Genomic DNA, 26,151 nt, shown 5'->3' on the forward strand with positions numbered 1-26,151 from the left:
TTTTCCGAAGAAAACGGTGCTCAAAGAATTTACTGTTTATTCGTAATGAATTAACTGTTGTCACTCTTCAAGACTTTTCACTAATTTTTTAGTGAAGCGTCCTGCGAGTGCCCACACAGATTGTCTGATTGATTGTTAAAGAGCAGTGCGACCGGCCTGAGCCTGCTGTCGCGAGGTGGCGTATACTACGCTTTCCTCATGAAGAGTCAACGCTTTTTTTCGTTTTCTCTTCCTGACACCGCGCTGCGTTGCCGCTGTTGCCGTGTCAGTGGAGGCGCATTATAGGGAGTTCTTCTGGCCTGACAAGCGATAAATACAAAAAAATCATCAATCGGATGATTTTCAAACAAACCGGGTGGGAATTGGACAATATGCCGCTTTACAGCGGCATAAAGCGCCAGAAATTAAAGAAGAGGTTCAACTACGAGGCAGTTTACCGACGGAATTCCGAATGATTAGTTCCGGCGTCAATACCAGTATATTGTGCTCTGCGTCTGGATGTTCCAGCCGATGGAGCAAAGTATCGATCGCGAGCTCACCCAGTTCACCTTTCGGCTGATGAATCGTCGTCAATGGTGGAGACAGGTAGCGCGCCAGTTCAATATCGTCATAGCCAACGACCGCCATATCCTCAGGGATAGATAACCCGGCTTCGTACAATGCACGATAAACACCTACCGCCATCGCATCATTACTGGTAAAGACCGCTTCGGGGCGCTCCGGTAATGCCAATAGTTGTTGCATGGCGAGAAACCCGGCCTCAAACTCGAAATCGCCGATAACCTCATAACCGGGAAGAATCGACAAATCTGACTGATGCATCGCCTTACGATAACCTTCCAGCCGATTATGCGCGGTGGTTTTATCCTGTGGGCCAGCAATGCAGGCGATTTTGCGGTAGCCCTGAGAAATCAGGTAACGAGTCGCCATCTCGCCGCCTTGCAACGAATTATCTTTGATAATGTCGCTACTGCCTTCAAAAGGTGCCCAATCCATCATCACCACAGGAATCGAGGGGTAACGGCGAATAATATCGGGCGAAGGCATATGACTTTCAGTGCACATCAATAACAGCCCATCCACCCGCTTCTGCAATAATGTTTCCAGACTGCGACTCAGACGGTGATGATCGCCTTCGGTATTACACAGAATCAGACTATAACCTCGTTCATAGCAGCAACGCTCCACACCGCGAACGACCTCGGCGTAAAACGGGTTGCTACTGGCAGTCAACAACATGCCGATGGTGCGGGTCTGGTTGATTTTAAGGCTACGCGCCAGCGCCGACGGCGCGTAGTTTAGTTGTTCAACCGCTTGCATTACCCGGCTGCGAATGGCATCGCTGACATAGCGGTTATCGTTGATGACATGAGAAACCGTTGATGTGGATACCCCAGCCAGACGGGCCACGTCTTTCATTGTCGCCAAGGATTACTCCTGTGCATTCAGGAAGGCATCAATCTCTTCACGCCAGGGAACGGAAGGCTGAGCGCCATGGCGAGTTACTGCGATAGCCGCCGCTGCATGAGCGAATTTAACTGCGGCATCCATTGGGCGTGACTCTAAAAGAGCCGTCACCAGTGCGCCGTTGAATGTATCGCCGGCGGCAATGGTATCAACCGCTTTGACACGGAAACCGGCAATGCGCCGCCCATTACCCTGCTCGCTTAACCAAACACCGCGGCTACCCAGAGTAATCAGTACCGTCGAAATGCCTTTATCATGCAGCACCTGTGCGGCACGTTGCGCATCCTCTTCGGTTTCGACGGTAACGCCGGTCAGAATCTGCGCTTCTGTTTCATTCGGGGTGATCATATCCACCAGCGACAACAATTCATCAGGTAACGGGCAAGCCGGCGCCGGATTCAGAATCACTTTCGTTCCGCTGTCATGAGCCAGACGAGCGGCCGCAGCCACTGTTTCCAGCGGCGACTCCAACTGCATCAACAATGCGGATGCCGCTACAATTTTCTGTTGATAGCGATTCAGGTAATCAGGCGTGACGGCTGCGTTGGCTCCCGCATGAATAGCGATCATATTTTCAGCTTCACCGTTAACGAAAATCAGCGCTACTCCGGTAGTCTGCCCTGGAATCGCCTCGACAGCGGAGACATCAATACGGTCTTTAATCAGTTGCTGGCGAATACGCTCGCCGATATCGTCCGCCCCGACACAAGCGATAAACTCAATATCAGCGCCGCTACGTCCGGCAGCTACCGCCTGGTTGGCGCCTTTGCCGCCGAATGCCACGCCATACTGTTTACCGATCACCGTTTCGCCCGGACGGGGAAACTGCGCCAGATTCAAAATATGATCCGCGTTGATACTTCCCAAGACTACCAGCTTGCCTGATTTCATTACCATGAACCCCGATATTGATTGTGCGCCACCCGTTAGGGGTGGCGCCGTACTGCACGTGCGGTATGACGTTTAGATGTGGTTATTGTTTGGCAACCAGTTTCAGGTCAACAGGGATGATCGGCTGTACTTTTTCGCCTTTCAGCACTTTGTCAGCCGTTTCCACACCGATGATACCGATCTGCTCCGGACGCTGAGCCACGGTAGCCGCCAGTTTTCCGCCTTCTACCGCTTTCACGCCATCAGCGGTGCCATCAAAACCGACCACCATGACATCGTCACGACCGGCAGTCTGCAGAGCACGCAGCGCACCGAGCGCCATTTCGTCGTTCTGGGCGAATACCGCTTTGACATCCGGATGTGCCGTCAGCAGGTTTTGCATGACGTTCAAGCCCTTGGTGCGATCGAAATCAGCAGGCTGGCTCGCCAGCATGTTAAATTTGTTTTTCTCGGCAGACTTCATGAAGCCGGCGCCACGCTCACGAGCGGCAGAAGTACCCGCCAGGCCTTCCAGTTGAATGACTTTGGCGCCTTCACCCAATTTTTTAGCGATGAAATCACCAGCGACTTTACCGCCGAAGGCGTTATCGGAAGCGACGTGACTGACGACTTCGCCGCTGGCGGCCACACGGTCCAGCGTGATAACAGGAATTTTGGCCTGATTAGCCAGTTTCACCGCATTGCCTACCGCGTTGGAATCCGCCGGGTTGATCAGCAACAGTTTGGTGCCGCGTACAGTCAAATCCTGCACGTTGGAAAGCTCTTTAGCCGGGTTGTTCTGGGAATCAAGCACGACCAGGTTGTAGCCCAATTTGTCCGCTTCTTTTTGCGCGCCGTCTTTCAGCGACACAAAGAACGGGTTATTCAGCGTGGAAACAACAAGAGCAATAGTATCCTTCGCCAGCGCATTGGTACTGACAGTGGCACTCAGCGCGACAGCGGAAACCAGAGTAGCAATCTTCTTCAAGTTCATATTTCAATTCCTGTGTGAATGAAAAGTTATTTACTGCCTTTGTTATCTACCAAAACCGCCAGCAGAATAACCACCGCCTTGACGATCATCTGGTAGTAAGAAGAAACACCTAACAGGTTAAGCCCATTATTCAGGAAGCCCAGAATCAAGGCACCGATTAACGTTCCCACCACGCGTCCTTTACCACCCGACAAACTTGTACCACCCAGCACTACCGCCGCAATGGCATCCAGTTCATACCCCGTTCCCGCCGTTGGTTGCGCGGAAGACAGACGAGCCACTTCAATAATGCCTGCCAGAGCCGACAACAAACCGCACAACGAATAAACGACGATTTTCACTCTATCGACGCTGATCCCCGAAAGGCGGGTTGCCGCTTCATTACCACCCAGCGCATAGATATAGCGACCGATACGGGTATGGTGCAGCATGTACCAGGTTGCCAGGAATACCACGGCCATAATCCAGATTGGCGTAGGCACGCCGAGAGGACGCCCGATACCGAACCAACCTAACGCATCCGCCGCATCGGAAAAACCGGTGTTGATTGGGCTACCGTTGGTATACACCATGGTCACGCCACGTAGCAGCAACATCATCACCAGCGTAGCAATAAAGGCTTGCACCCGCCCTTTGGCAACGATGATGCCGGTCCCTGCGCCGATGACGGCTCCCAACGCCAGTGCGGCGAATACCGCCGCCAAAGCGTTGATCTCAAGCCCGACGATGGACGCCGCTACCGCGCCGGTCAGCGCCAGTAACGACCCGACCGACAAATCGATACCGGAGGTGAGGATAACCAGCGTCATTCCCACCGCCATAATGGCGTTCACTGAGGTTTGCTGCAGGATATTGAACAGGTTGTTCAGGGTAAAAAAGTTGGGACTCATCGAAGACACCACAGCGATAAGAATCAGCAGGGCGATCAATGATTTTTGCTCCATCAGCCACTCTTTGCTGAGCCAGCGCTTTGCTGTGATAGTTTGAGAACTCATGTCTGATTTACTCCTGCTTTACGCCGTATTGCTTACCAACGGCCGCAGCCATCAGCGTTTCCTGTGTAGCCTGTTCAATCGGGAACTCGCCGCTCAAACGCCCTTCGTGCATGACGATAATGCGATCGCTCATCCCCAGCACTTCGGGCATTTCCGACGACACCAAAATGATGCTTAACCCTTCCTGCTTGAACTGGTTGATTAACTGATAGATTTCTTTTTTGGCGCCGACATCCACACCGCGGGTCGGCTCATCCAGAATCAATACCTTGGGACGCGTCATCAGCCCGCGGGCAATCGCCACTTTTTGCTGATTACCGCCAGACAACAGCCCAATCGGCTGAGACATGGACGGCGTGCGAATATTGAACATACGGATGAAATCGCCCACCGCCTGTTGTTCATCGCCGTGCCGCAACGACCCCGCTGCGTTACTGAAATAACGTAACGCCGTCAGGGACATGTTTTCCTTCACCGACATGCCGAGCACCAGCCCGTCTCGTTTACGGTCTTCGGAAATATAGACGATGCCGTTGGCGAGTCCGTCCTGCGGGCTGCGGGCCAGCACGTCATTACCGTCCAGAGAGACTTTGCCGTGGGTACGCGGCAACGCGCCATACAGCACTTTCATCAATTCGGTGCGACCGGCGCCCATTAATCCGGCCACCCCGAGAATTTCACCTTTACGCAGGGTGAAACTCACGTTTTCCACCCCTGGGCCGGACAATTCGCTAACCTGCAAACGCACATCGCCGGGTGCCTGATCGAGACGGGGATACTGATCTTCCAGCTTACGTCCCACCATCATTTCAATCAGTGAGTCTTCCTGTAATTCGCTCACCGAGCGCTCGCCAATGAACTGGCCGTCACGGAACACGGTCACATCGTCGCAAATTTCAAAAATTTCTTTCAATCGGTGAGAAATATAGACAATGCCGCAGCCTTGAGACTGCAATTCCTTGATCACGCTAAACAACGATGCGGTTTCGGTATCCGTCAATGCGTCGGTGGGTTCATCCATAATGATGACCCGAGATTCAAAGCTCAGTACCTTGGCGATTTCAACCATCTGCTGATCGCCAATCGACAATTCCCCGACCAGACGACGGCTGTCATAACGCAGATTCAACCGCTTAAGCAGTTTATCCGCCTCGATGTACATTCGTTTCCAGTCAATACGCCCCAGACGGTTGGTAAATTCACGTCCAAGGAAAATATTTTCCGCAATAGTCAGTTGAGGAATCAGGTTCAGTTCCTGATGAATAATGCCGATCCCGGCTTCCTGAGAGGCTTTAGGGCCGCTGAAATCAACATCACTCCCCAGAAACTGGATACTGCCGGCATCCCGACGGTAAATGCCCGTCAGCACTTTCATCATGGTGGATTTGCCGGCACCGTTTTCTCCCACCAGCGCCATCACTTTGCCTGGGTAAACATTTAATGCTGCGCCAGACAACGCTTTAACGCCGGGAAAAGTTTTGGTGATGCCTTGCAATTGCAGTAAAGGTTGCATCGCTACCTCAGAAGGTGACGCCAGCACAAAGAATCACATTCGCATAGGGAGAACATTCCCCGGTACGAATAATGGCTCGGCTTTGGCCAGTTTGTTTTTTAAACTCTTCGTGGCTGACGTAATGCAGTGAAATGGTATTTCCCTGGTGTTGTTCAAGTTGTGCTAACTGCTTTAGTAATGCGTCATGGAGCGGCGTATTTTTCTCGACGATTTCCTGAGCCAGGATTGCAGCCTCAACCTGCATCTCCGCCGTCACCACATCCAGCACCTGTAAAAAACCAGGTACATTATGGGTCAAAGCCAAATCGATACGGCTTGTGGTTTCCGGAATCGGCAAACCGGCATCGGCAATCACAATCTGGTCGGTATGTCCCAGTTGGGAAATCACCGACGAGATATCGGAATTAAGTAACACACCTTTTTTCATTTTATTTACCCTGAGAGCGAAACGTTTCGCTTGTGCAGTAAGTGTAGAAAAAGAACAGTAGAAGGCAACGATTATCTTATGAAAATGTGATCGTTATCGAAACGTTTCGTTGGCGTAAAAATAAGGAAGATGTTAAGTGATTATCCCCTCGATAATTCGAGTTGTAGGGCAACACGTATTGCGTGTTGAACAACGCAACGCGTTAGCCCGCCAGGGCAAGGCCCGTTAAGAGCGTTGTAACACGGCGGCCGTGTGAAAAATTCGTTGGGAACGAGTTTGGCCCGCCAACAGCTGGCCTCCGGTGAGGAACAGGATGCCTCTCATTTCATCCTCTGGAGTTGACTCAAGTCAGTGATTCGGATGAGCGACCACGCAGCCGGGAGCCAGAGTTGAACGCAGTTCGCGGCTGCGCAAAAGGCGGGTTAAGACCCGCCCGATAGCATGGGATTATTTCTGAATCTTCCGTATCTGTTTCACATCCAGTTGAACCGAACCAAATTCTTTGTCCAGCTCACCTTTCAGTTCCACCAAGTCTTCCGGAGTAATCGTTTGACCTTCCCATCGCTTATCATCGATCTCCACCATCAGCGTGCCGGTGGCATCATGAAACTGATAGTCATTGCTACCCACCCGCTGGGTAATATTGCCCTGCAATCTGACCCAACTGTCGTCGCGCATTTCTTTAGCTTGCGCCACCGTCGTCAGGCTAGCATCCGGACCGGAAAAACCGCCGCTCTGGGAAGTGGCCGAACTCGACGTATTCGGACCGAGAAATCCCCCATTCTGAGCGGCAGATAACGAGGCGGAAAACAATGCCGCGGCAGCAATCAGCACAATGCGTTTCTTCATGAAATACTCTCCTGACGTTTTGATGGGGTAAGTCAAATGGTTTGGTTGCAACGATTGAACCCAAAAGTTCTTAACAAGATCTTAAAGCTTACGTCGGCGTCACGTTATTTATCCGGATTGCGGGCCGTCTCGCGCCATGACGAGGTCGTCCTGTTCATCAATGGCGGAAAAACGTATAAACACCCAAAAAAGGCAGGAGGGACGATGCGTATATTGGTAATCGAAGATGACCGTCTGATTGGCGACGGCATCAAAGCCGGGCTAATCAAACTCGGGTTTAACGTCGACTGGTTTACCCAGGGCCGGGAAGGCATGAATGCGCTCACCAGCGCACCTTATGACGCGGTGTTGCTGGATCTCAGCCTGCCCGAAATCGACGGGCTGGATATTTTGCGACAATGGCGCCAACACGGGTACGACGTTCCCGTACTTGTAGTGACCGCGCGCGATGCCCTCGAACAACGCGTCCAAGGGTTGCAGCAAGGCGCCGACGATTACCTTTGTAAACCTTTCGAGCTGGCGGAGGTCGCCGCCCGTTTGCAGGCGCTCATCCGTAGACGTTATGGTCAATTACAGCCCGTGCTCAGGCACGGCGCCGTTACACTGGATTTGGGGTCACGCCAGGTCACCCACAATGGAGTATCACTGGCACTAAAATCACGCGAGCTGGCATTGCTGGAACTGTTTCTGATGAACCCTACCCACATCCTTACCCGCAACCAGTTAGAGGAAAAACTCTACAGTTGGGATGACGAGGTATCGAGCAATGCGGTAGAAGTGCATATCCATCATCTGCGCCGAAAACTCGGCAACCATTTCATTCGTACGGTACATGGCGTGGGGTACACACTAGGAGCGGTTGATGCCGAAACTTAACCTGCGGTTGCGGTTACTATTGGGTTTTACGTTACTGATGCTGCTCATCGGCGGATTTGCCGCGATACTGTCATGGATACAAACCCGCCATAACATCAATGCGTTGTTTGATACCCAACAAATGCTATTTGCCAGTCGGCTGGCCGCTATCGACCCACAAAACTGGCAGCAAAACTCCCCGGTTTTACCCTCGTCTCCCAAACTGTCACGCCATCAGCGTGGTGAATTCGACGATGACGCACTGGCATTCGCTATTTTTAGCCGTGACGGCAAGATGATTTTAAATGATGGCGAGAACGGCAGAGATTTTATCTTTGATTATCAGCAGAATGGTTTTACTGACTCCCGTTTGCGAGACGACGACGATACATGGCGTCTGGTATGGCTGGCCACCAAAGATCACCGCTATGTGGTAGTCGTAGGGCAGGAATGGGACTACCGTCAGGATATGACGCTGGATATCGTGAAAACCAACCTGATTCCCTGGCTGGCGGGGCTTCCCGTACTGTTAGTGCTGCTGTTCTGGTTACTCAGTTATGAACTGGCGCCACTAAGGCGAATTACCGCCCGGCTGCATCAACGTAATCCGGATGACGGGACACCGCTCAATATCACTCGAATGCCGCAGGAAGTTCAGCCGCTGGTGACTGCACTCAACCAGTTGTTCATCCGCCATCAGGATAGTTTGTTACACGAACGTCGCTTTACTTCGGATGCCGCCCACGAGTTACGCAGTCCGCTGGCAGCACTGAAGGTGCAGGCTGAAGTCGCACAGTTGGCGCAGGACGATGCGGCGGTACGCCAGCACGCGCTGACGAATCTGGGGCTCGGCATCGATCGCGCCTCTCGTCTGGTTGATCAACTGCTGACGCTTTCACGTCTGGACGCCGGCGCGGCCGTTGGGGAATCCGTACCGGTGCATTGGCAACCGTTGCTGCAGCAATTAGTGATCGAGCATTATTCTGCGGCGCAAGCCGGCCGGAAGGAAATCGCTCTGGATGCACCAACATCTCCCGTGATCACGCAAGGGAACTCGTTGCTCCTGGCGTTGCTGGTACGCAACCTGCTGGATAATGCTATCCGCTACTGTCATTCAGGCGGCACCATTACACTGACGCTGACCAACTCCGCCTTACATATCGCGGATGATGGACCCGGTGTGGATAACGAGGTACTGGAACGTCTCGGCGAGCGTTTTTTTCGTCCCCCTGGTCAAGAGCAATCCGGCAGTGGGCTGGGCCTGTCGATTGTGAAGAATATTGCCCGTTTACACGGCATACAAACCCGTTTTGCCAACCGCCCGGAAGGCGGATTTATCGCAACGCTGAGCTGGTGATAAGACTCCACCAAGGAAGAGAAACAGAAGCTCATGCCGGCAAGAGGCGAGGTTGTCGTCAGCAGACAAGAAAACGGGCGAGCTCTTAAGAGCTCACCCGCATCGACAACGTTTTCCTATCAGGAATCAGATTTCGACCTGAATCCCGAGTTCGATCAGCCGGTTCGGTGGAATTTCGAACTGGTCTGCCGCACGTAGCGCGTTGCGGCTCAGCATCATGAACAGTTTACCGCGAATGCGCAGATACCAAGGGCGAGCGCCCATCATCAACGATTCATTCGACAGGAAGAACGTCGTTTCCATCATCTGGCAAGTCAGCCCATCCTGCCAGCAACGATGGAAGACCTCTTCGACATTCGGCGTTTCGCGCCAGCCATAGCTGGCGACAACACGCCAGAAAGTCGGAGACAGTTGCTCCACCGAAACACGGCGGGCGTTATGCACATAAGGCGCGTCTTCGGTCCTCATGGTCAGCAACACGACGCGCTCATGCAACACTTTGTTGTGCTTAAGGTTGTGCAACAAGGCAAACGGAATGACGTGGGTAGCGCGCGAAAGATAAACAGCCGTTCCCGTCACACGAACGGGAGGGTTCTTCTCCAACGAAACGATCATCGCATCCAGCGAATTACCGTGCTCGTGGATACGGCGCAACAGCCGGAAACGCTCACTTTTCCAGGTAGTCATGATGATGAACATCACCATCCCCAGCGCCAGCGGCAACCAACCACCAGAAATAATCTTCACTACGTTGGCCAGGAACATCGGCAAATCGATAGCCAACAGCACCACCAACAGCAACCAGACCAGATAGCGATACCAGTGCCAGTTTTTCACCGCCACCGTACAGGACAGGATACTGGTAAGCACCATGGTGCCGGTCACGGCAATCCCGTAAGCGGCGGCCAGACTACTGGAATGCTCAAAGCTGACGATGACGATGACCACCGCCACATACAGCAACCAGTTAATCGCCGGAATGTAAATCTGCCCGGACTCCATATCCGAAGTATGCACGATACGCATAGGCGGCAGATACCCCAGACGCACCGCCTGACGAGTCAGCGAGAACACCCCTGAAATCACCGCCTGAGAAGCGATGATGGTAGCCAGCGTAGCCAGCACCAGCAGTGGAATCAGCGCCCAATCCGGCGCCAGCAGAAAGAACGGGTTTTTGATGGCTTCCGGATTTTTCAGCAGCAGCGCGCCCTGACCGAAATAGTTAAGCACCAGCGACGGCAACACCGCAGAAAACCAGGCGATACGAATCGGCAGTTTGCCAAAGTGCCCCATGTCGGCATACAGCGCTTCCACACCGGTAATAGACAGCACCACCGCGCCCAGCGCAAAGAAAGACACCGCTTTGTACTGAATGAAGAAGTTAATCGCCCATTTGGGATTCAGCGCCTGCAACACTTCCGGATTGGCAATAATGCTACGAGCCCCCAACACGCCCAGCGACAAAAACCACAGCATCATGATTGGGGCAAACAGGCTGCCGACTCTGCCGGTACCGTGCTTCTGAATCATAAACAGCAATGTCAGAACGACGATCGAAATAGGGACAATGTAGGTATCCAGCGACGGGGCGACGATATCCAGCCCTTCGATCGCCGACATCACGGAGATCGCCGGCGTGATCACCACCTCGCCATAGAAGAAGCTGCCGCCGATCAATCCCATGATCACCACCATCGCGGTAACCTTATCGGACGTATTGCGCCCCGCCAGCGACATCAGCGTTAAAATACCGCCTTCACCGGCGTTATCGGCGCGCATGACATAGCTGAGATACTTAAGAGAGACGACGAGTACCAGCAGCCAAAAGATCAGAGAGAGAAAGCCAAAGACGGAATCAGGTTCCACCCCAAAGCCAAACTGTCCGGAAAGACACTCCCTCAGCGTATAAAGCGGGCTGGTGCCGATATCGCCATACACAACCCCGATGGCAGCCAGCGTGACCGCTGGAAGTGAACGTTTATGTTCTGAATTCATAAACCTTGTCTTCTGTTATCAATTCATTAACAAATCGGGCCTTATTCTGGTTGGAGTAGCCCGAAAACGCACAGTATGCACAAATCACGTTAAAAGCCCATTTTTTAATACTAGCTTCGTTCTGACTCAGGACAGGTAGCTTTGTTGATTAACGCCAGTAATGGTGACAATAATTAATGTATAGCTAATGAAGAAAACGTAATCTTTTTGACGTTTTCACAGACTCTTTCCGACGGCTATTCACAGCAATGACGGATCAATTATGATACAACCCACAGCGCTGGCTGACCGTATCTCTCGCCTGAGCCATGCTCTCGAACACGGTCTTTATGAACGGCAACATGCCATCCGACTTTGCCTGCTGGCGGCGCTCAGCGGCGAGAGCGTCTTTCTGCTGGGGCCGCCGGGAATAGCCAAAAGCCTGATCGCTCGCCGACTGAAATACGCATTCAGACATGCGCGCGCCTTCGAATACCTGATGACGCGTTTTTCAACGCCGGAAGAAGTCTTCGGCCCGTTATCCATTCAGGCGCTGAAAGATGAAGGGCGCTATCAGCGTCTGACGACCGGCTATCTGCCGGAAGCTGAAATTGTGTTTCTGGATGAAATCTGGAAAGCCGGCCCCGCCATCCTCAATACCCTACTGACCGCAATTAACGAGCGACGTTTTCGCAACGGTAACAGCGAAGAGCCGATCCCGATGCGGCTGCTGGTCACGGCCTCAAACGAATTGCCTGAAGCAGACAGCAGTCTGGAAGCGCTGTATGACCGTATGCTGATCCGCCTCTGGCTAGACCGGGTGCAGGATAAACATAATTTCCGCGCCATGCTCACCGCTTCACCTTCCGAACAAGACAACCTTATCAGCCCGGCACTGAGCGTCAGCGACGAAGAGTACCAACAATGGCAATCTCATATTGAGAATATACCGTTGCCGGAAAATTGCTTCGAACTGATTTATCAATTGCGCCAGCGCCTGGATACGCAGGATGGCTCGCCATACGTCTCTGATCGGCGCTGGAAGAAAGCCATCCGTTTATTGCAAGCCTGCGCCTTCTTTAGCGGACGAGAAACGATCACCCCGGTCGATCTTATTCTCCTTAAGGATTGCCTGTGGCATGACCTCAGCACCCACGAATTGGTGGAGCAGCAGTTGCAACAATTGATGAGCGAGCAAGCCTATCAACAGCGAACACTGTTATTCCGCTTACAGCAATTGAATGTGAAGCGTCAGCAATACCAGCAGCAACAAAGTGAACAGCAGGCGTTTAAGGTTGAACGCCAGGTTAACTTTTTCGGCCGAAAGCCGCATCATTCGCTGCCTGAAAGCCTGACGTCGCCTGAAATAACGCTGATGCTGCAAAAACCCTTACTGCTGCATGATTACACGGTAACCCACGTGACCCTCGATCGGGAGGCGTTGGAAAACTGGTTACAGAAAGGCGGTGAAATTCGCGGGAAGCTCAACGGCATCGGTTTTAGCCAGCATCTGGATATGGAAGTGGATGAGCGCCAGCATGTGATCATTCGCGATATCAGCTTGCAAAGCTCGGTGTTATCTCTGCCTGGCACTATCAAGAGCGAACTGCCGGAAGAAATAATTAAAGAATATGAAACGTTGAAAATTCAGTTACGTGAGCAGCGTCGACTGTTTGAGCGTCACCAGCCTTGTTTATTTGTTCCCAAAGAATGGCTCGCCAAGGTTGAAGAAAGCCTGCAGCAGGTCGATGAACAAATTGAGCAATCACAACGGGAGTAACGATCATGCTGACGCTGGAATCCCTGGAGATGCTGTTATCCCTCGACGAAAACGAACTGCTGGATGACGTGATTGTGGCTCTGATGGCAACACCTCAACTGGTGATGTTCTTCGACAAGTACCCGCGTCTGAAAAATGCCGTGATGCGTGATTTGCCGCAGTGGAAAGAAAACCTCCGGCAACATTTGCGCAGCACCCAGGCACCTCCAGAGCTGGAAAAAGAGTTCGTCTGTTATCAGCAAACGCAGTTGGTTAGCGATCGTACCTTTCAATCCAGCCTGCCGGACATTATGTCCACCTTGCACCATGTGGGCTCTCCTTTCCTGAGTCAGGCCGAAAAACTGGTCTGTTTCGCGTCACACTCATCGGAACATCCTATCAGCAGCAGCCAGCACAGCTTATTCATGCAGCGCTGGCACCTTAGCCTGACGATGCAAACCCTGAATCTGCACCAGCAGATCATGGAGCAGGAGCGGGACCAATTGCTGGACGAAATCCAAAAACGCCTGACGATAAGCGGCGCGCTTGAACCCATTCTCGCTGAAAATGATACCGCCGCCGGCAGACTGTGGGATCTCAGCGCCAGCAAACGGATGAAACAACCATTCCATGCGTTACTGGAAACCGGTGCTTTTTTGCAACAACAGCCGGAATTGCAACGCCTGGCGGAACGCCTGGGTCGCAGCAGAGAAACGAAGTCGGTGCTTAGCCATGATGCGCCTAAAGAAACTTTTCAGATCATGGTACGTGAACCGGCGTTTGCACCGGAGCAAGTCAGCGGCATTCATCAAAGCGACGATATCCTCCGGCTACTGCCCACCGAGCTGTCTACCCTTGGGATCCGTGAGCTGGAGTTCGAGTTTTATCGTCGGTTGTCGGAACATCGGTTACTGACTTACCGGCTGCAAGGGGAAAGCTGGCGGGAAAAAACGCTTGAACGGCCGGTTGTCCATCAGCATAGCGAGCAGCAACCGAGAGGGCCGTTTATCGTCTGCGTAGATACATCGGGCTCAATGGGCGGATTTAACGAACGTTGCGCCAAAGCTTTCTGTCTGGCGCTGATGCGCATAGCCCTGGCGGACAACCGCCGCTGTTACATCATGTTGTTTTCCACCGGTATCGTCAGTTACGACCTAACATCGCCAGGCGGTCTGGAGGAAGCCGTTCGTTTTCTCAGCCAGACTTTCCGGGGCGGCACTGATCTCGGCAGTTGTGTATCTGCGCTGCTGGAAAAAATGGACAGTCAAGCCTGGCAGGATGCCGATGCCGTCATCATTTCAGATTTTATCGCTCAACGTCTGCCGGATGAGCTGGTCAACGAAGTCAAACGCCGCCAGCACCGGCTGCAACACCGTTTCCATGCCGTCGCCATGTCTGCGCACGGCAAACCCGGCATTCTGCGCATTTTCGATCATATCTGGCGCTTCGATACCGGGCTTAAAAGCCGCCTGTTGCGGCGCTTTCAGACCGAAAAAGTCTAAACTCCCTTCTTATATATCGCATCCTGAAATAACCTGCCGTTTTGACCGTTGATTCATTCAGCAATAATCAGTAAAACGCTTCAGACAGCCCTTCACGGAGTAGCGCCATGCCAGCAGACACTTACACGATGGACGAACTTGACCGCGGTATCCTCAATGCACTGATGGATAACGCCCGTACTCCCTACGCCGAACTGGCCAAACAGTTCACGGTTAGCCCTGGGACAATCCACGTTCGGGTGGAAAAAATGAAGCAGGCCGGCGTCATCGTAGGTACGCGGCTGGATGTGAACCCCAAACAATTGGGCTATGACGTCTGTTGTTTTATCGGCATCATCCTGAAAAGCGCCAAGGACTATCCCTCTGCGCTGGAGAAACTCAATAATCTGGAAGAAGTGGTGGAAGCTTATTACACCACTGGGCATTACAGCATTTTCATCAAAGTCATGTGTCGTTCTATCGATGCGTTGCAACATGTACTTATCAACAAGATTCAGACAATTGATGAAATTCAGTCCACCGAAACCCTGATCTCGTTGCAGAACCCGATTATGCGTACCATCGTGCCCTGATGCTTTTTTACTATCCCCCTATTATCCACAGGTAGATCCCACCAAGATCACAGCGTACAATGTGCCGTCATCAATCAGGCGGGATCGCGTATGTCAGACATTACCCTCATTAGCGGCAGCACGCTTGGCAGTGCCGAGTACGTTGCCGAGCATCTGGAATCATTGCTGCAACAGGATGATTTCACCACCAGGCTGTTGCATGGCCCGGAACTGAATGAGGTTAAATCTGAAAATCTGTGGCTGGTGATCACGTCCACCCATGGCGCGGGCGATCTGCCGGATAACTTACAACCGTTTTATGCCGATCTGCAGACGCAACGGCCCGATCTATCGGCAGTTCGCTATGGTGCCATCGGCATCGGCAGCAGTGAGTACGACACCTTCTGCGCAGCGATCGTTAAAGTGGATCAACTGCTGCAGGATCTGGGGGCGCATCGGATCGGCTCTCTGTTGAAGATCGACATTACCCAGCACGATATTCCGGAAGATCCGGCAGAGGCATGGCTGGGATCATGGATAAATTTACTCAAGTAACCTGATTTTTTTATCCTCCCCTTGTGGATAAATAGCTTAAAATGCCGGGTAAAACCCGTAGTTATCCAAATAACAACGGCGGGTGATTTTTTGAGCTGTGCATAAGTAGCCTTTCAGATCCCAGCTAATACAGTCTGGGATCACCGATCATTCACAGTTAATGATCGACAATAACCTATTGATCTTCTTTTTGGATCCCGGCTTATCCACAGCACATCGGGATCCTAATAAGAGATCTAATAAAGAGATCTTTAAATAAAAAGATCTTTCTTTAACTACCCATCGATCCAACACACTTGGTAGACGGTACAAACTTAAGTAGAATCCCCCACCCCAGGGCAAGTAACGATCATTCGCAACCACGCGAGGTGTAGCACCATGTTTTATCCGGATCCTTTTGACGTCATCGTGATCGGTGGCGGTCATGCGGGTACAGAAGCCGCCATGGCTTCGGCCCGAATGGGACGTCAAACCCTTTTGCTGACGCATAACATTGATACGCTGGGACAAATGTCCTGCAACCCGGCGATCGGCGGTATTGGGAAAGGTCATCTGGTAAAAGAGATCGATGCCATGGGCGGGTTGATGGCTCGCGCTATCGATCGCGGCGGCATTCAGTTTAGGATACTAAACTCCAGTAAAGGCCCGGCGGTGCGCGCTACTCGTGCTCAGGCCGACAGAGTGTTGTACCGTCAGGCGGTGCGTACGGCACTGGAGAATCAACCGAATCTGACGCTCTTCCAACAAGCCGTAGAAGATCTGATTGTCGAAAATGATCGCGTCGTCGGCGCGGTCACTCAAATGGGGCTGAAATTCCGTGCTAAAGCGGTGGTGCTCACGGTCGGTACTTTCCTGGACGGCAAGATCCATATCGGTCTGGATAATTACAGCGGCGGACGAGCGGGCGATCCGCCGTCGATCGCGTTGTCGCATCGTTTGCGTGAACTGCCGCTGCGTGTTGGCCGTCTGAAAACCGGTACGCCGCCGCGTATCGATGCCCGCACTATCGACTTTAGCGTATTGACGCCGCAGCATGGTGACGATCCCATGCCGGTATTTTCCTTCCTGGGGAAAGCCAGCGAACATCCAACCCAAATGCCGTGCTACATCACTCATACCAATGAACGTACGCATGATGTGATCCGTAGCAATCTGGATCGCAGTCCAATGTATGCCGGTGTGATCGAAGGGATCGGCCCGCGCTACTGCCCTTCCATTGAAGACAAAGTGATGCGATTTGCCGATCGCAACGCGCACCAGATTTTCCTGGAGCCGGAAGGGCTGACCAGTAACGAGATTTACCCGAACGGCATCTCAACCAGCCTGCCGTTCGATGTACAGTGGCAAATCGTTCGTTCTATGGACTGTATGCAGAATGCGCGTATCGTTCGCCCTGGTTACGCCATTGAGTATGACTATTTTGACCCGCGAGACCTGAAACCGACGTTGGAAAGTAAGTTTATCCACAATCTGTTTTTTGCTGGTCAGATCAACGGCACGACCGGTTACGAAGAAGCGGCGGCACAAGGGATGCTGGCGGGCCTGAATGCCGCTCGTCTGGCGTTTGATCAGGAAGGCTGGACGCCACGCCGTGATCAAGCCTACATCGGCGTGCTGGTGGATGATCTTTGTACGCTGGGAACGAAAGAGCCCTACCGTATGTTTACCTCTCGCGCCGAATACCGGTTGATGCTGCGTGAGGACAATGCCGACTTGCGCTTGACTGCCATTGGCCGCGAGCTGGGCATGGTAGACGACGAACGCTGGGCTCGTTTTAACGAGAAGCTGGAAAATATCGAGAAAGAACGCCAACGTCTGCGCGATGTGCTGGTTCATCCACACTCTGAAGGCGTAGAACAGATCAACAGCCTGTTAAAATCGCCGTTGTCGCGCGAGGCCAACGGGGAGGACTTGCTAAGACGCCCGGAAATGGACTACGCGCAGCTGACTGGATTGCCGATGTTTGCACCGGCGTTGCCTGATGTTCAGGCCGCAGAGCAGGTAGAGATTCAGGTTAAATACGAAGGCTACATCGCTCGTCAGCAGGATGAGATCGAAAAGCAACAGCGCAACGAGAACACGTTGCTGCCGGCGGATCTGGATTATCGTCAGGTTAGCGGTCTATCGAATGAGGTTATCGCCAAACTCAACGATCACAAACCGAGCTCGATTGGTCAGGCATCGCGCATTTCCGGCATCACGCCGGCGGCCATTTCAATTCTGCTGGTTTGGCTGAAAAAACAAGGTATGCTGCGCCGCAGCGCTTAACCTCCACCACTCGTTTATGTTGATGCATGGCCGCTTTCGCGGCCATGTTGCCTTAAACCGACAACAGGATTCATTCGTGCTCGAAATACTTAACAGCCTGCTGCAGCGTGCCGGAATGACGCTGACCGATCAGCAAAAAAACCAGTTGCTTCAGTATGTAGCGTTACTTCACAAGTGGAACAAAGCCTATAACCTGACATCGGTACGTGAGCCGGAGCAGATGCTGGTTCGGCATATCATGGATAGCCTGGTGGTTGAGCCGCATCTGGTCGGAAATCGTTTCATCGATGTTGGCACCGGGCCGGGTTTACCCGGCGTACCGTTGGCTATTTTTCGCCCCGACGCGCATTTTGTCCTGCTGGATAGCCTGGGAAAACGGGTACGCTTCCTGCGTCAGGTTCAGCATGAGTTGAATCTGGGCAATATTGAGCCTGTACAGAGCCGCGTTGAAGACTTTCCATCTGACCCGCCATTCGACGGCGTAATCAGCCGGGCATTTGCATCGCTGCAGGATATGGTGAACTGGTGCCATCACTTACCATCACGACCTCAGGGGCGATTCTATGCCCTCAAAGGCGTGGTGCCGAATGACGAAATGGGGTTACTGCCGCAAGGCGTGTCGGTTGAAAAGGTCATTCCGCTGTCTGTCCCTGAACTGGAAGGGGAACGACATCTGGTGGTGCTAAAGCCCAACTAATTTTGTCATTTATCAAAGAAATCATGAATAGTTGTAAACTTTTCAGACTGATAGCTCAAAGTGAAATAATGACCAGAGTCATCTTTATGTTCACCTTAATTTTACAACTCTGCTGTATAACCTTTCATTTCCAGGGGAAAAGGGTCAATGACAGCAAAATATTTTCATGGTTCAGCAAAGGATTTGATGATGAATTTGTGTTAAAAACATGGAAAAAAAATATCCTGCTTGTCAATAGATGGTTTTGACGCTGTATTCGGGCTGTTTTGTGGGTGTTGGTTTTTTAAATTATTGAAATTAAAAAACATATATGGCTTTTTTTGCCAAAGACAAAAAAAAATCAATTCAGATATAAAAGGTCCGGTTCTATTTTATGTGAGAAATATCACATATTGTCGGCACCAGATGTACAGGGGCGCCAAAATGCAGTTTGGGGATAGTTAGTGAAAATAAGGCTTCGGAAATAAATTTAAATAATCGTTCACCTTTTTGCTACTTATCGATTGAATTCGCATGGATGACCCGTATAATTTGCTCGTTTTTCGCTGCTTGACTCGGTACTGCAAAGGCAGTTTTATACGGTCATTCAGCATACCTCTGAAAAGGTACGGAGAATCGTCATGTCTGTATCCCTTTACAGTGGGAAGATTGCCCGGTTATCGCTGTTATTGCAGCTGGCGGTGATTTTTGTTGTCAGTGTGGCGTTTTGCGCTGGCAACGTTAAAGCAGGCGCTTCCGCACTGGCCGGGGGGCTGGCAGCCTGGCTGCCAAACATGGTGTTCATACTGTTTGCCGTGCGGCATCAGGCAGACAAGCCACCGGAAGGGCGCGTAGCCTGGTCGTTTGCCGTTGGGGAAGCGTTGAAAATGCTCTTCACCATCGTGCTATTGGTGGTGGCGTTGGGTGTGTTTCATGCGGCTTTTTTCCCGCTTGGCCTGACGTATTTAGTGGTGCTGATCACGCAGATCGTGGCACCGGCTGTAATTAACCGTTACCGTAGTTAACAACAAAAGGGTAAGAGACATCATGTCTGCATCTACTCCACAAGAGTATATCGGTCACCACCTGACCCATTTGCAGGTGGGCTCGGGATTTTGGTCGATTAACGTCGACTCGATGTTTTTCTCCGTGGTTCTCGGCGTACTCTTTCTGGCGATCTTCCGCAAGGTTGCCAAAACCGCGACCAGCGGCGTACCGGGTAAGCTGCAAACGGCAGTCGAACTGGTCGTGGGATTTGTCGATGGCAGCGTGCGCGATATGTTCCACGGAAAAAGCAAGCTGATCGCACCACTGGCGTTGACCGTTTTCGTCTGGGTCTTCCTGATGAACCTGATGGACCTGTTGCCTATCGATTTGTTGCCGCAGATCTGGGCACATGTCTATAGCGCTCTCGGTCATGATCCTGCACATGCTTATCTGCGTGTAGTGCCTTCCGCCGACGTTAACGTGACGTTGTCCATGGCGCTGGGCGTATTCATCCTGATTCTGTTTTACAGCATCAAGATGAAAGGTGTGGGTGGGTTCGTGAAAGAACTGACCATGCAGCCGTTCAATCACCCTGTGTTTATTCCCGTCAACCTGATTCTTGAAGGGGTTAGCCTGCTGTCCAAACCGGTTTCTCTTGGTTTGCGACTGTTTGGCAACATGTATGCGGGTGAGCTGATTTTCATCCTGATCGCGGGCTTGTTGCCGTGGTGGTCACAGTGGATTCTGAATGTGCCTTGGGCCATTTTCCACATTCTGATTATTACGCTGCAGGCATTTATCTTTATGGTTCTGACAGTTGTTTATCTTTCGATGGCATCTGAAGAGCATTGATTTTTCACAACACTACAACGTTTTAACTGAAACAAACTGGAGACTGTCATGGAAAACCTGAGTATGGATCTGCTGTACATGGCTGCCGCTGTGATGATGGGCCTGGCGGCAATCGGTGCTGCAATCGGTATCGGCATTCTGGGTGGTAAATTCTTGGAAGGTGCTGCCCGCCAGCCTGACCTGATCCCTCTGCTGCGTACACAGTTCTTTATCGTTATGGGTCTGGTGGATGCTATCCCGATGATCGCGGTAGGTCTGGGTCTGTACGTGATGTTTGCGGTGGCCTAAGCAGGCGTAAGCTTGCCAGGTAAAGACATCGACTCATTTAACTCATGAAAGAGGCATTGTGCTGTGAATCTTAACGCAACAATCCTCGGCCAGGCCATTGCGTTCGTCCTGTTTGTCTGGTTCTGCATGAAGTATGTATGGCCGCCGATTATGGCTGCCATCGAAAAGCGTCAGAAAGAAATTGCTGACGGTCTTGCTTCTGCTGAACGTGCCAAAAAAGATCTGAACTTAGCGCAGGCCAATGCGACCGACCAACTGAAGAAAGCCAAAGCGGAAGCTCAGGTGATCATCGAGCAGGCAAACAAACAGCGTGCTCAGATTCTGGACGAAGCTAAAGCGGAAGCGGAAGCGGAACGCAACAAAATCGTGGCGCAGGCGCAGGCTGAAATCGAAGCCGAACGCAAACGTGCCCGTGAAGAGTTGCGTAAGCAGGTTGCCATTCTGGCGATTGCCGGTGCCGAGAAAATTATTGAACGTTCCGTGGATGAAGCTGCCAACAGCGACATCGTTGATAAACTGGTCGCTGAACTGTAAGGAGGGAGGGGCTGATGTCTGAATTTGTCACGGTAGCTCGCCCCTACGCCAAAGCAGCTTTTGACTTTGCCGTTGAGAACCAGGCGCTTGATCGCTGGCAGCAGATGCTGGCGTTCGCCGCCGAGGTTGCGCGCAATGAACATATTGCCGGTATGCTGGCTGGAGCCATCGCTCCCCAGACCATGGCGCAAACGTTCATTACCGTATGTGGTGATCAACTGGATGAAGCGGGCCAAAACCTGATCCGGGTAATGGCTGAAAACGGACGTTTGCCGGTGCTGCCTGAAGTGCTGGAACAGTTTGTTCAATTGCGTGCGGAGCTGGAATCGACCGTGGATGTCGAGGTGATTTCCGCCGCCACGTTGAGCGAGCAGCAGTTATCAGGGATAACCGCTGCAATGGAACAACGTCTGTCACGTAAAGTGAAGCTGAATTGCAAAATTGATAAGTCTGTTATGGCCGGCGTGGTGATTCGCGCGGGCGATATGGTGATAGACGGCAGTATTCGTGGTCGTCTGGAACGTCTGGCAGACGTCTTGCAGTCTTAAGGGGACTGGAGCATGCAACTGAATTCCACCGAAATCAGTGAACTGATCAAGCAGCGGATTGCTCAGTTCAACGTTGTGAGTGAAGCTCACAACGAAGGTACGATTGTTTCCGTCAGTGACGGGATCATTCGCGTACACGGTCTGGCCGATGTTATGCAGGGTGAAATGATTTCCCTGCCGGGCAACCGTTATGCGATCGCACTGAACCTGGAGCGCGACTCCGTTGGTGCGGTAGTAATGGGTCCGTACGCGGATCTGGCCGAAGGCATGAAAGTCAAATGCACCGGCCGTATTCTGGAAGTGCCGGTTGGCCGTGGCCTGCTGGGCCGTGTGGTTAACACGCTGGGTGCGCCGATCGACGGTAAAGGTCCGCTGGAACACGATGGTTTCTCTCCGGTAGAAACCATTGCGCCGGGCGTTATCGACCGTCAGTCCGTTGATCAGCCGGTTCAGACCGGTTACAAGTCCGTTGACGCCATGATTCCGATCGGCCGTGGTCAGCGTGAACTGGTCATCGGCGACCGTCAGACCGGTAAAACCGCACTGGCGATTGACGCCATCATCAACCAGCGCGATTCCGGCATCAAATGTATTTATGTCGCTATCGGCCAGAAAGCCTCCACGATTTCCAACGTGGTGCGTAAACTGGAAGAGCATGGCGCGCTGTCCAACACCATCGTGGTGGTGGCAACAGCGTCCGAGTCTGCTGCGCTGCAATACCTGGCGCCGTATGCCGGTTGCGCCATGGGCGAATACTTCCGCGATCGCGGTGAAGACGCGCTGATCATTTATGATGACCTGTCTAAACAGGCTGTCGCTTATCGTCAGATTTCCCTGCTGCTTCGCCGTCCGCCAGGTCGTGAAGCTTATCCGGGCGACGTATTCTACCTGCACTCCCGTCTGCTGGAGCGTGCTGCGCGTGTTAACGCCGAGTACGTGGAAGCCTTCACTAAAGGTGAAGTGAAAGGACAAACCGGTTCTTTGACCGCTCTGCCGATCATCGAAACGCAGGCCGGCGACGTTTCCGCGTTCGTTCCGACCAACGTTATCTCGATTACCGACGGTCAGATCTTCCTGGAATCCAACCTGTTCAACTCCGGTATTCGTCCGGCGGTTAACCCGGGGATTTCCGTATCCCGTGTGGGTGGTGCCGCACAGACCAAGATCATGAAGAAACTGTCCGGTGGTATTCGTACCGCGCTGGCACAGTATCGCGAACTGGCCGCGTTCTCCCAGTTTGCCTCCGATCTGGACGATGCAACCCGTAAACAGCTGAGCCACGGTCAGAAAGTGACCGAGCTGCTGAAACAGAAACAGTATGCGCCGATGTCCGTTGCGCAGCAGTCTCTGGTGCTGTTCGCGGCTGAACGCGGTTATCTGGAAGACGTTGAACTGGCGAAAGTCGGCAGTTTTGAAGCCGCACTGCTGGCCTATGCCAGCCGTGAGCACGGCGAGCTTCTGCAGCAGATCGACCAGACTGGCGCTTATAACGATGAGATCGAGGGTAAATTCAAAGGCATCCTCGATACCTTTAAGGCAACCCAGTCCTGGTAACGCCCCGTGGCCTGCCTTAACGGCAGGCCGCTAGGCATTGAGGAGAAGCTAAGATGGCCGGCGCAAAAGAGATACGTAGTAAGATCGGAAGCGTCCAGAACACGCAGAAGATCACCAAAGCGATGGAAATGGTCGCCGCTTCCAAAATGCGTAAATCGCAGGATCGTATGGCGGCCAGCCGTCCTTATGCGGAAACCATACGCAAAGTGATTGGTCACCTTGCGTTAGGGAATCTGGAATATAAACACCCGTACCTGGAAGAGCGTGAAGTCAAACGCGTCGGGTATCTGGTGGTGTCTACCGACCGTGGCCTGTGTGGCGGCCTGAACATTAACCTGTTCAAGAAGCTGCTGGGTGATATGAAGGCCTGGAATGAAAAAGGCGCCGAGATCGATTTGGCGATGATTGGTTCCAAAGGCGTTTCTTTCTTCGGTTCAGTAGGCGCAAACATTGTTGCTCAGGTTACCGGCATGGGGGACAACCCTTCGCTGTCCGAACTGATCGGGCCGGTGAAAGTCATGCTGCAGGCCTACGACGAAGGTCGTCTGGACAAACTGTACGTGGTGAGCAACAAGTTCATCAATACCATGTCTCAGGTTCCACAAGTTGTTCAGCTGCTGCCATTGCCTCCGGCAGAAGAAGGCGAGCTGACGAAGAAATCCTGGGATTACCTGTATGAACCCGATCCTAAGTCGCTACTGGATACCCTGTTGCGCCGCTATGTGGAGTCTCAGGTTTATCAGGGCGTCGTAGAAAACCTGGCCAGTGAACAGGCCGCGCGAATGGTAGCGATGAAGGCCGCAACAGATAACGGCGGCAACCTGATCAAAGAGCTGCAGTTGGTTTACAACAAGGCTCGTCAGGCAAGCATCACTCAGGAACTCACCGAAATCGTATCGGGAGCCTCCGCGGTTTAAATCAGGTTTTACGAATTACGTAGAGGATTCAAGATGGCTACTGGAAAGATTATCCAGGTAATCGGCGCCGTGGTGGACGTCGAGTTCCCTCAGGATGCCGTACCGAATGTGTACGACGCGCTTGAGGTAGAGAACGGGGCTGAGAAACTGGTGCTGGAAGTGCAGCAGCAGTTAGGCGGCGGCCTGGTTCGTTGTATTGCAATGGGTTCTTCCGACGGTCTGCGTCGTGGTTTGAAAGTCACCAACCTGGCACATCCGATCGAAGTACCGGTTGGTAAGGCTACGCTGGGCCGTATCATGAACGTACTGGGTGAACCGGTCGACATGAAAGGGCCGATTGGCGAAGAAGAGCGCTGGGCGATTCACCGTGCGGCCCCGACGTACGAAGAACTGTCTAACTCCCAGGAACTGCTGGAAACCGGCATCAAGGTTATCGACCTGATTTGTCCGTTCGCTAAAGGCGGTAAAGTCGGTCTGTTCGGTGGTGCGGGCGTAGGTAAAACCGTAAACATGATGGAACTGATCCGTAACATCGCGATCGAGCATTCCGGTTACTCTGTGTTTGCGGGCGTGGGTGAGCGTACCCGTGAAGGTAACGACTTCTACCACGAAATGACCGACTCCAACGTTATCGACAAAGTATCGCTGGTGTATGGCCAGATGAACGAGCCGCCGGGAAGCCGTCTGCGCGTGGCGCTGACCGGTCTGACTATGGCGGAGAAATTCCGTGACGAAGGCCGTGACGTTCTGTTGTTCGTGGACAACATCTACCGTTACACTCTGGCGGGGACCGAAGTATCCGCACTGCTGGGTCGTATGCCGTCCGCAGTAGGCTACCAGCCGACGCTGGCAGAGGAAATGGGCGTGTTGCAGGAGCGTATTACCTCCACCAAGACCGGTTCAATCACCTCCATCCAGGCCGTTTACGTGCCTGCGGATGACTTGACTGACCCGTCGCCGGCAACCACCTTTGCGCACCTGGACTCTACGGTAACGCTGAGCCGTCAGATCGCATCTCTGGGTATCTACCCGGCTGTTGACCCGCTGGATTCCACCAGCCGTCAGTTGGATCCGCTGATTGTGGGTCAGGAGCACTACGATGTAGCGCGTGGCGTGCAGTCTATTCTGCAGCGTTATCAGGAACTGAAGGATATCATCGCGATTCTGGGTATGGACGAGCTGTCTGAAGAAGACAAGCTGGTGGTATCCCGTGCGCGTAAAATCCAGCGCTTCCTGTCTCAGCCGTTCTTCGTAGCGGAAGTCTTCACCGGTTCTCCGGGTAAATACGTAACGCTGAAAGACACCATCCGTGGTTTCAAAGGCATTATGGAAGGCGAATACGACCACCTGCCGGAACAGGCGTTCTACATGGTTGGTTCCATTGACGAAGTAGTGGAAAAAGCCAAGAAACTGTAACGCCTTGATAGGAGGGTGATATGGCTGCTATGACTTACCATCTGGATGTCGTTAGTGCGGAACAGGCAATGTTTTCCGGTCTGGTGCAGAAAATCCAGGTGACCGGTAGCGAAGGCGAACTGGGAATTTATCCTGGCCACGCCCCCCTGCTCACGGCCATTAAGCCTGGTATGGTGCGCATTGTTAAACAGCACGGCGAAGAAGAGTATATCTACCTGTCCGGCGGTATCCTTGAGGTACAACCGAACATGGTGACCGTGCTGTCCGATACCGCCATTCGTGGGCAGGACCTTGATGAGGCGCGTGCGATGGAAGCGAAACGCAGAGCGGAAGAGCATATTCGTAATTCACACGGTGATGTGGATTATGCTCAAGCCTCTGCCGATTTGGCGAAAGCCATCGCTAAATTGCGCGTCATCGAGCTGACCAAAAAAGCGATGTAA

The 26,151-nt window shown here is 52.5% G+C and carries 25 protein-coding genes; 17 read left to right on the top strand and 8 right to left on the bottom strand.

The window, feature by feature from the left end:
* Positions 1 to 417: 417 nt before the first annotated feature.
* The 7 genes from rbsR to FDP13_RS08230 form a co-directional block, all read right to left on the bottom strand.
* On the bottom strand, positions 418 to 1,428 hold the full coding sequence (rbsR, locus tag FDP13_RS08195) for a ribose operon transcriptional repressor RbsR (protein WP_234424393.1): 1,011 nt from the start codon (positions 1,426 to 1,428) through the stop codon (positions 418 to 420).
* A gap of 3 nt (positions 1,429 to 1,431) precedes the next feature.
* Entirely contained in the window at positions 1,432 to 2,358 is a 927-nt protein-coding gene (rbsK, locus tag FDP13_RS08200) for a ribokinase (RefSeq protein WP_038927126.1), read from the bottom strand.
* Between the two features lie 82 nt (positions 2,359 to 2,440).
* Positions 2,441 to 3,331 carry a ribose ABC transporter substrate-binding protein RbsB gene (rbsB, locus tag FDP13_RS08205; RefSeq protein WP_027713604.1) on the bottom strand — a complete coding sequence of 297 codons (891 nt, stop codon included), beginning with the start codon at positions 3,329 to 3,331 and terminating at the stop codon, positions 2,441 to 2,443.
* Positions 3,332 to 3,357: 26 nt separating this feature from the next.
* Positions 3,358 to 4,326, bottom strand: a complete 969-nt coding sequence (gene rbsC, locus FDP13_RS08210; RefSeq protein WP_015848461.1) for a ribose ABC transporter permease — start codon at positions 4,324 to 4,326, stop codon at positions 3,358 to 3,360.
* A 7-nt stretch (positions 4,327 to 4,333) separates the two neighbouring features.
* On the bottom strand, positions 4,334 to 5,839 hold the full coding sequence (gene rbsA / locus FDP13_RS08215) for a ribose ABC transporter ATP-binding protein RbsA (RefSeq protein ID WP_015848462.1): 1,506 nt from the start codon (positions 5,837 to 5,839) through the stop codon (positions 4,334 to 4,336).
* Between the two features lie 7 nt (positions 5,840 to 5,846).
* Positions 5,847 to 6,266 carry a D-ribose pyranase gene (rbsD, locus tag FDP13_RS08220; RefSeq protein ID WP_015848463.1) on the bottom strand — a complete coding sequence of 140 codons (420 nt, stop codon included), beginning with the start codon at positions 6,264 to 6,266 and terminating at the stop codon, positions 5,847 to 5,849.
* Positions 6,267 to 6,713: 447 nt separating this feature from the next.
* The gene (locus FDP13_RS08230) at positions 6,714 to 7,115 is read right to left on the bottom strand and encodes a YgiW/YdeI family stress tolerance OB fold protein (protein WP_143839184.1); all 402 of its coding nucleotides are present in this window, start codon (positions 7,113 to 7,115) and stop codon (positions 6,714 to 6,716) included.
* 204 nt (positions 7,116 to 7,319) lie between these two features.
* On the opposite strand from FDP13_RS08230, the gene qseB reads away from it, so the two are divergent.
* Together qseB and qseC are read left to right on the top strand one after the other, a co-directional pair.
* Complete coding sequence (qseB, locus tag FDP13_RS08235) at positions 7,320 to 7,991, top strand: quorum sensing response regulator transcription factor QseB (protein WP_143839185.1); 672 nt, start codon at positions 7,320 to 7,322, stop codon at positions 7,989 to 7,991.
* Positions 7,978 to 9,327 (top strand): quorum sensing histidine kinase QseC, encoded by a 1,350-nt coding sequence (qseC, locus tag FDP13_RS08240; RefSeq protein ID WP_143839186.1) that lies wholly within the window; start codon positions 7,978 to 7,980, stop codon positions 9,325 to 9,327. Before qseB ends, qseC begins: the two co-directional genes overlap by 14 nt.
* 126 nt (positions 9,328 to 9,453) lie before the next feature.
* On the opposite strand, the gene kup is transcribed toward qseC, so the two are convergent.
* On the bottom strand, positions 9,454 to 11,322 hold the full coding sequence (gene kup / locus FDP13_RS08245) for a low affinity potassium transporter Kup (protein ID WP_015848467.1): 1,869 nt from the start codon (positions 11,320 to 11,322) through the stop codon (positions 9,454 to 9,456).
* A 262-nt stretch (positions 11,323 to 11,584) separates the two neighbouring features.
* On the opposite strand from kup, the gene ravA reads away from it, so the two are divergent.
* The 15 genes from ravA to FDP13_RS08320 all read left to right on the top strand — a co-directional run bounded on the left by ravA (position 11,585) and on the right by FDP13_RS08320 (position 26,151).
* Positions 11,585 to 13,081 carry an ATPase RavA gene (gene ravA, locus FDP13_RS08250; RefSeq protein ID WP_033577615.1) on the top strand — a complete coding sequence of 499 codons (1,497 nt, stop codon included), beginning with the start codon at positions 11,585 to 11,587 and terminating at the stop codon, positions 13,079 to 13,081.
* A 5-nt stretch (positions 13,082 to 13,086) separates the two neighbouring features.
* Positions 13,087 to 14,562: an ATPase RavA stimulator ViaA gene (viaA, locus tag FDP13_RS08255; RefSeq protein ID WP_033577616.1), complete on the top strand. Its 1,476-nt coding sequence runs from the start codon at positions 13,087 to 13,089 to the stop codon at positions 14,560 to 14,562.
* Positions 14,563 to 14,669: 107 nt separating this feature from the next.
* On the top strand, positions 14,670 to 15,134 hold the full coding sequence (gene asnC / locus FDP13_RS08260; protein WP_015848470.1) for a transcriptional regulator AsnC: 465 nt from the start codon (positions 14,670 to 14,672) through the stop codon (positions 15,132 to 15,134).
* A gap of 90 nt (positions 15,135 to 15,224) precedes the next feature.
* Entirely contained in the window at positions 15,225 to 15,668 is a 444-nt protein-coding gene (gene mioC, locus FDP13_RS08265) for an FMN-binding protein MioC (protein WP_015848471.1), read from the top strand.
* Between the two features lie 378 nt (positions 15,669 to 16,046).
* The gene (mnmG, locus tag FDP13_RS08270; protein ID WP_143839187.1) at positions 16,047 to 17,936 is read left to right on the top strand and encodes a tRNA uridine-5-carboxymethylaminomethyl(34) synthesis enzyme MnmG; all 1,890 of its coding nucleotides are present in this window, start codon (positions 16,047 to 16,049) and stop codon (positions 17,934 to 17,936) included.
* A gap of 76 nt (positions 17,937 to 18,012) precedes the next feature.
* Positions 18,013 to 18,633, top strand: a complete 621-nt coding sequence (gene rsmG / locus FDP13_RS08275; RefSeq protein WP_143839188.1) for a 16S rRNA (guanine(527)-N(7))-methyltransferase RsmG — start codon at positions 18,013 to 18,015, stop codon at positions 18,631 to 18,633.
* A 620-nt stretch (positions 18,634 to 19,253) separates the two neighbouring features.
* Positions 19,254 to 19,637: a F0F1 ATP synthase subunit I gene (gene atpI / locus FDP13_RS08280; protein WP_015848475.1), complete on the top strand. Its 384-nt coding sequence runs from the start codon at positions 19,254 to 19,256 to the stop codon at positions 19,635 to 19,637.
* 22 nt (positions 19,638 to 19,659) lie between these two features.
* Positions 19,660 to 20,451 (top strand): F0F1 ATP synthase subunit A, encoded by a 792-nt coding sequence (atpB, locus tag FDP13_RS08285; protein WP_015848476.1) that lies wholly within the window; start codon positions 19,660 to 19,662, stop codon positions 20,449 to 20,451.
* 48 nt (positions 20,452 to 20,499) lie between these two features.
* Positions 20,500 to 20,739, top strand: coding sequence for a F0F1 ATP synthase subunit C (gene atpE, locus FDP13_RS08290; protein ID WP_004093904.1), 240 nt, complete (start codon positions 20,500 to 20,502; stop codon positions 20,737 to 20,739).
* Positions 20,740 to 20,802: 63 nt separating this feature from the next.
* Positions 20,803 to 21,273 carry a F0F1 ATP synthase subunit B gene (gene atpF, locus FDP13_RS08295; RefSeq protein ID WP_015848477.1) on the top strand — a complete coding sequence of 157 codons (471 nt, stop codon included), beginning with the start codon at positions 20,803 to 20,805 and terminating at the stop codon, positions 21,271 to 21,273.
* A gap of 14 nt (positions 21,274 to 21,287) precedes the next feature.
* The gene (atpH, locus tag FDP13_RS08300; RefSeq protein ID WP_015848478.1) at positions 21,288 to 21,821 is read left to right on the top strand and encodes a F0F1 ATP synthase subunit delta; all 534 of its coding nucleotides are present in this window, start codon (positions 21,288 to 21,290) and stop codon (positions 21,819 to 21,821) included.
* Positions 21,822 to 21,833: 12 nt separating this feature from the next.
* A complete protein-coding gene (atpA, locus tag FDP13_RS08305; RefSeq protein ID WP_015848479.1) occupies positions 21,834 to 23,375 on the top strand; it encodes a F0F1 ATP synthase subunit alpha in 1,542 nt (513 codons plus the stop codon).
* A gap of 53 nt (positions 23,376 to 23,428) precedes the next feature.
* A complete protein-coding gene (gene atpG / locus FDP13_RS08310; RefSeq protein WP_015848480.1) occupies positions 23,429 to 24,292 on the top strand; it encodes a F0F1 ATP synthase subunit gamma in 864 nt (287 codons plus the stop codon).
* A gap of 33 nt (positions 24,293 to 24,325) precedes the next feature.
* Positions 24,326 to 25,708 carry a F0F1 ATP synthase subunit beta gene (gene atpD, locus FDP13_RS08315; protein ID WP_015848481.1) on the top strand — a complete coding sequence of 461 codons (1,383 nt, stop codon included), beginning with the start codon at positions 24,326 to 24,328 and terminating at the stop codon, positions 25,706 to 25,708.
* Between the two features lie 29 nt (positions 25,709 to 25,737).
* Positions 25,738 to 26,151, top strand: a complete 414-nt coding sequence (locus FDP13_RS08320; protein ID WP_027713615.1) for a F0F1 ATP synthase subunit epsilon — start codon at positions 25,738 to 25,740, stop codon at positions 26,149 to 26,151.

It is taken from the genome of Dickeya sp. ws52 (genome assembly GCF_007210685.1).
GTDB classification, from domain to species: domain Bacteria; phylum Pseudomonadota; class Gammaproteobacteria; order Enterobacterales; family Enterobacteriaceae; genus Dickeya; species Dickeya chrysanthemi.